This is a genomic window from Blautia wexlerae, from assembly GCF_013300825.1.
GTDB classification, from domain to species: Bacteria; Bacillota; Clostridia; order Lachnospirales; family Lachnospiraceae; genus Blautia_A; species Blautia_A wexlerae_B.
Window position 1 is genome coordinate 1 of the sequence record NZ_JAAIMY010000059.1, and the last position, 6,085, is coordinate 6,085.

General features: G+C 41.3%; 6 protein-coding genes. 5 read left to right on the plus strand and 1 reads right to left on the minus strand.

Annotated features, from left to right (window positions below; translation table 11 throughout):
- From G4417_RS16110 to G4417_RS16130, 5 genes are all read left to right on the plus strand, one after another.
- Positions 1-269 (plus strand): zinc ribbon domain-containing protein (locus G4417_RS16110; RefSeq protein WP_173684191.1); only part of this gene is annotated, 269 nt, incomplete at its 5' end.
- A 196-nt stretch (positions 270-465) separates the two neighbouring features.
- Complete coding sequence (locus G4417_RS16115; RefSeq protein ID WP_008120506.1) at positions 466-1,155, plus strand: response regulator transcription factor; 690 nt, start codon at positions 466-468, stop codon at positions 1,153-1,155.
- Complete coding sequence (locus tag G4417_RS16120) at positions 1,131-2,396, plus strand: sensor histidine kinase (protein WP_173684192.1); 1,266 nt, start codon at positions 1,131-1,133, stop codon at positions 2,394-2,396. The genes G4417_RS16115 and G4417_RS16120 overlap by 25 nt, the downstream gene beginning before the upstream one ends.
- Positions 2,397-2,573: 177 nt before the next feature.
- A complete protein-coding gene (locus G4417_RS16125) occupies positions 2,574-3,248 on the plus strand; it encodes an ABC transporter ATP-binding protein (RefSeq protein WP_006426335.1) in 675 nt (224 codons plus the stop codon).
- A complete protein-coding gene (locus G4417_RS16130; protein WP_173684193.1) occupies positions 3,245-5,674 on the plus strand; it encodes an ABC transporter permease in 2,430 nt (809 codons plus the stop codon). The genes G4417_RS16125 and G4417_RS16130 overlap by 4 nt, the downstream gene beginning before the upstream one ends.
- A 159-nt stretch (positions 5,675-5,833) precedes the next feature.
- On the opposite strand, the gene G4417_RS16135 is transcribed toward G4417_RS16130, so the two are convergent.
- Positions 5,834-6,070 carry a DUF6061 family protein gene (locus G4417_RS16135; protein ID WP_048791018.1) on the minus strand — a complete coding sequence of 79 codons (237 nt, stop codon included), beginning with the start codon at positions 6,068-6,070 and terminating at the stop codon, positions 5,834-5,836.
- Between the last annotated feature and the right edge of the window lie 15 nt (positions 6,071-6,085).

Here is a 6,085-nt window from a genome sequence, read left to right on the forward strand (position 1 = left end):
GCCTGCACTTTGGGAAAAGTGTACAGGATAATGGATACGGGATGTTCCGGAATATACTGGATTATAAGCTTGCCTGGAAGGGAAAAGAATTAGTAAAGGTAGACCGCTTTTTCCCGTCAAGCAAAAAATGCAGTAAATGCGGAAAGATAAAAAAAGAGCTGAAATTATCCGAAAGAGTTTACCGCTGTACGTGCGGAAATGAGATGGACAGAGATCGAAATGCAGCAATCAACATCCGTGAAGAGGCAAGAAGGATGCTGGCAGCATAAACTGTCCGTATCCGGACAAGACAATAAGTAAGAAATATGCCCGTGTCCGGGAAAAAAATCGCGGGGCACGCGAGGATAGCTTGTAGATACTTGGCTCAGTAGAGCCATTGAGCAAGAAGCCCCCACTTCAAAATCAGAGATTTAAGTGGTGGGAGCATGTCACGATGAATAGTTAATAAAGAGAGGTGCACATGCTATGCCAGGTATACTCGTGGTTGAAGATGATGAAAATTTAAATCGTGGAATTACATTCTCACTGAAAAAATCCGGATATGAGGTTTTTTCAGCAGAATCAGTGAAAAAAGCGAAAAGAATTGCAAGTGATAATAATGTGGATGTTACCATTTGTGATGTGAATCTTCCGGATGGGAATGGACTGGAATTTGTAAGGTGGATGAGATGCAATTATAATACATACATTATTTGTCTTACAGCACTAGATCAGGAGATGGATCAGGTCATGGGATATGAAGCAGGGGCAGATGATTATATTACAAAGCCGTTTAGTCTTTCGGTACTTCTTTTGAAAATAGAAGCACATTTCCGCCGCAGACAGGAGAAAACGGAAGCCGGAAAGATGATTTCGGGAGATATCGTATTTATCGCAGGAGAAATGAAAGTCCTGATAAAGAGTCGTGAAATCAGTCTGACAAAAACGGAGTTGAAAATGCTGACTTTTTTTCTTCAGAATCCGAAACAGATTCTTTCAAAAACACAAATATTGGAAAATGTGTTTGATCTGGAAGGGGATTTTGTGGATGAAAATACAATCGCTGTCAATATCAGAAGACTCCGTGAGAAAATCGAAGACAATCCGGCTGCACCGGTCTATATAAAGAATATCAGAGGTCTTGGGTATATATGGAATCAGGAGGTAAGGCAGTGACAAAGAGATATCGCAAGAAGATTACAGTAGTGCTCTCCTTGGTATTACCTGTCATATTATTGTTTGCAATATTAAATTGCTTTACCACGTATGTGTTTTATGAAGATTATAAATATAAAATGAATCTTATGACAGAGATTGCTGCAAAGAAAGAATTTTCCGGGCTGGATGCTGTTTCGGAATTGCTTAAGGATAAGGATATTGAAACTAACGAACAGGGAAGGCGATTATTGGAGCAATATGGATACTGGGGGAATAAAGGGAATGCATTTTATTCGCAATTCCGGCATCAGGTTATGGTGACCGGTGCTGTAAGCACTGTGATATGCGTGCTTCTTTTGACTTTTTTACTTTATTGGAAGAAAAAAGAAGATGCGTGTCATCAGAAAATTTTAGACCAGTTGGAAGAAATTCTGATCAGATTCCGTGAAAATAAATTTGATGATTTACTGAAAACGGAAAATCATGCAGAACTGGAAAAATTGAATGACCAGCTTGAAGCAATCGGACATCATATTCAGTTGATAAAGGAAGAAGCAAGGGCAGAAAAGGAGAACACGAAAGAAATGGTTTCTGATATTTCTCACCAGTTAAAGACACCGGTTGCAGCTTTGGATACATGTTTTAGTGTGCTGATGCAGAATGACTTAAGTGCCACAGAACAGGAGGAGTTTTGTATCCGTTGTCGGAGTGCTCTGGATGGACTGGAGACATTATTGCAGTCGCTTCTTGAAATATCCAAGATGGAAACTGGACTGATTCAGATTAATAAGAAAAAACTTCCGCTTATGGATACTGTCATATCTGCTGTGAACCGCACTTATCCTAAAGCGGATGAGAAAGAAATTGAATTCGTTTTTGACTATGAAAAAGAGCTGGAAACATGCACGATTATGCAGGATAAAAGGTGGCTTGGTGAAGCTGTGATCAACGTTCTGGATAATGCGGTCAAGTACAGTCCGTGTGGTTCAAAAATATTTATCCGGTTACAAAAAAGAAACGATCTTGTAAGAATGGAAATTGAGGATCAGGGAATTGGTATTCCGCAGAATGAGTATCACAAAATTTTTCAACGATTTTACAGAGGAAGTTCCAAGGAGGTCATGGAAAAGAGTGGTACAGGAATCGGACTTTTTCTATCGAGAGAAATTATCGAAAAACACGCAGGTACGATTACGGTAACCTCCGGCAAAAAGAAAAAAGGAAGTACGTTTGTGATTCAATTACCATATGTTGGTTAAATTTTAAGTGAGCAGAAATCTTACAATTCTGTAAGATTTCTGCTCGTTTTTTGAAAGTGAAATGAAAGATTGTCCTGATACAATTTGGATGTAGGTTGAAAAATGACCAAATATATAAACAGGCAAAGAAAGCGTGCTGAAAAGGTACGCTTTACAGAATTGAAAAGGAGGCAACACATGAGTGTGATATTAGAAACCAAGCAGCTTTGTAAGTTTTATGGCGCAGGTGAGAATCAGGTCAAAGCAGTCAATCAGGTGGACATTCAGATTGAGCAGGGAGAATTTGTCGCAATTGTTGGAAAGTCAGGTTCCGGTAAAAGTACATTACTTCATATGCTTGGAGGGCTAGACACCCCGACAAAAGGCAGTGTTACTTTAGCAGGGAAAGATTTATACAGGATGAAGGAAGATGCCCTTGCTGTTTTCCGCAGAAGAAAAATCGGATTTGTTTTTCAGGCATTTAATCTGGTTTCATCTGTTAATGTCTGGGAAAATATTGTACTGCCACTGGGGCTGGATGGAAGAAAAGTGGATGAAGCGTATGTAAATGATATTATTGCAACTCTGGGGATTGAAAACCGGATTTATAATCTGCCAAATCAGTTATCCGGAGGACAGCAGCAGAGAGTAGCAATTGCAAGAGCACTGGTGAATCGTCCGGAAATTATATTTGCAGATGAGCCGACAGGAAATCTTGATTCTAAGACCAGTGATGAGGTAATCGCTCTGCTTAAGATGACAGCAAAAAAATATGGACAGACAATTGTAATGATTACCCATGATGACGAAATTGCACAGGTCGCTGACCGTATTCTGGTGATTGAGGACGGACAGGTGGTGGATTTCAGATGAAGACAATAAGCAGGATTGCATATAGCAATGACAAAAGGAACAGGACAAGAAGTATACTGATCATGATGGCAATCTGTCTGACCACGATGCTGCTTGTTATCATCAGTACTGTGGGAAATGGGGTAATTCATTTACAGAAAAGTCAGGCGGCAAGCTCATACGGAAGCAACTACGGCCTGTTTATCGCCGCAGATGGTACGCAATTAAAAGAAGTGGAACGCAGAGCTGAGATATCTGATATCGGCATCATGTGTACGGAGGGCATCCTGAAAGGAAATGAAAATGGCGGCTTTGTCAGTGCGGATGAAACGGTCAGGAAAATGCTTCCCTATAATCAGGAATATGTGTTGAAGGAAGGTACCTATCCGGAAAAGGCGCAGGAAATTGCCGCAGGACGCGCTTTCTTTGATGCAGTGGGATACCATGATGTAAAGGTCGGAGACACCGTAACATTGGAGTACCGTTCCGGCATGCAGTCGGAATACGCACCGGTGGAATTTACTGTCAGCGGGATTTTATATGACCGGGATGAATATACCATCGAGGCTTCCTATGTTGTATTCGGTTCGCAGGATTTTTATAATGAGCGTGTTGCGGAGGGTGACAGGCAATATAATATCTATTTTACCTTGAGCGATTCTGCAAATGTATCTATGAATAATGTTGCGCCTGTTATAAAAGAAATCGCGGATTCCTGCGGCATTGACCAGAAAAACGTGATCATCAATGACCTCTACCTGCAGTGGGTATTGCAGCCGAGCTATGAAATGATTGTGGTTTGTGGAACCCTGATCCTCGGAATCGTGCTGTTTTCCGTTGTGGTCATTTATAATATCTTCCAGGTCGGGATCGCCCAGAAGGTTCAGGAGTACGGAAAAATCAAGGCGCTGGGTGCAACCAGAAAGCAGATGAAGCAGTTGATCTTTCGTGAGGGCATTCTTCTGGCGGTTCCTTCGATACCGCTGGGGCTGCTGTTTGGTTTCCTGATTGCAAAAGTCAGCTTCAACTGGCTGGTGGAGCAGGGAAATCTGGTATCGTCCGGAATCAAGAACCATCAGGTGCCTCTGTTTTCACTGACAATTATGCTCATCTGCATTTTTGTATCGTTTCTTACGGTCGTTTTGGCTCTGCGCAAACCCATGAAAATTGTTTCCCGGATTTCACCCATCGAAGCGACACGGTATCTTGACGGCTCCAAAACGCAAAAACAGGGCAGACGAAAAGGCAGAAAAGATGTCACCGTTTTCTCCATGGCAATGGCAAATGTGACAGGCAATCCGAAAAGAACCATTGCTACGATTCTTACCATGGGGCTTTCATGTGTATTGTTTGTAATTATCTCTAATTATGTTGGGAATATTGACACGGAGCACGAGGCGCGGATTGCAATCAACCATGGACAATTTGAGTTGCAGCTGGATTATTCCCAGAATTATGATGAAGCCTATTCGGAGAATAATCTGGATACGATTCTGACGGATAATCCATTGAATGATTCAATGATTGAAGAAATCAAAAGCATTCCAGGAGTGACAGATGTCATGACGAGAGAGATTGTCTCTGTAAATCTGAACGGAACAAGATTTCCGGCTGATATTGTGAGTAAAAATGATTTTGATTTTATGCGCCAAGACGGGGATATTGGCTCTATGGACTATGATCAGGCGGTAAAGAATGGTGAAATTTTCTTTGGCTGGTCGGCGTGGATGGAACAAGATGGATATGCTCCGGGTGAATCTATTGTATTTGACTTTGAGAATGGAAGTGAAACCTATACCTATCAGGGAAAGATTGCAGGATCCTTTGTAAGCGCGGACACTTATCTTGTCATTCCGGAAGGTGTATACCGTTCCATGAATCCGAGGGGAACAGCCTATGGCTATCTGTGGGTGGACTGTGATAAAAAAGATGTTGCATCTGTGGAACAGAGTCTGAATACTTTGATTTCTAATACTTCGCATATAAAAATGGATACCTATCATGCACAGTTACAATCTGCAGAATATGCAAGCCGTATGATGAAGCTTGGCTGCTATCTGTTCATGGCAATTGTCGGTCTCATTGGGTTTATGAATCTGGCAAACACCATGATCATCAATATCACCACGAAGAAGCAGGAATACGGTGTGCTGCAAGCGGTAGGCATGACCAATAAGCAGTTGAATCTGTGCTTACAAATACAGGGCTTGATTTTTACGGTTGGCACCATCTGCGTCGCACTTGCTGCTGGTCTGCCCCTTGGCTATGCACTGTTTTCCTATGCGAAGCATAATGGGATTTTTGGAATGAACGTTTATCACGTTCCTCTTATCCCGATTCTTGTTATGATTCTTCTGGTTGGTATTCTACAAATTGTGCTTTCCTGTGTTTTAAGCAGTAATCTGAAAAAGGAAACGCTGGTAGAAAGAATAAGGTATCAGGGATAGCAAGTATTGCTGGGATATCCTCAGTATCATAACAGGAATTAAAAGCACTTGGCTTCAAAAAGTTTTGTACTTTTGACAAAATGCAACCGATTTTTCATCAATTATAATAAATTTGATTAAGCAGCCTGTGTGTAATGAAGCATACAGGCTGCTTGCATTTTATAACTCTAATGAATCTTCTGCATCTACCCACATCTGTAAATTGCCCTCAAGATATAATCTCGCATATTCAAGTGGTTCATCAACTGCAAGTGAAGTCAATGCACAGTCTGATCCGGGTGTGGTTTTTAAATCCTTTTCGGCTTCCCAGCAGTCAATGCGAAGCATATAGCCAACATTTGTATAAATGTCAATGCTGTTTCGTTGTGGATTGTATTCTGCAAATATTGTTCTCATCGTATCCCATCTCCT

Coding starts and splice junctions, on each gene's coding strand:
- G4417_RS16115 (WP_008120506.1), top strand. CDS start 466: ATGCCAGGTATACTCGTGGTTGAAGATGATGAAAATTTAAATCGTGGA.
- G4417_RS16120 (WP_173684192.1), top strand. CDS start 1,131: ATGGAATCAGGAGGTAAGGCAGTGACAAAGAGATATCGCAAGAAGATT.
- G4417_RS16125 (WP_006426335.1), top strand. CDS start 2,574: ATGAGTGTGATATTAGAAACCAAGCAGCTTTGTAAGTTTTATGGCGCA.
- G4417_RS16130 (WP_173684193.1), top strand. CDS start 3,245: ATGAAGACAATAAGCAGGATTGCATATAGCAATGACAAAAGGAACAGG.
- G4417_RS16135 (WP_048791018.1), bottom strand. CDS start 6,070: ATGAGAACAATATTTGCAGAATACAATCCACAACGAAACAGCATTGAC.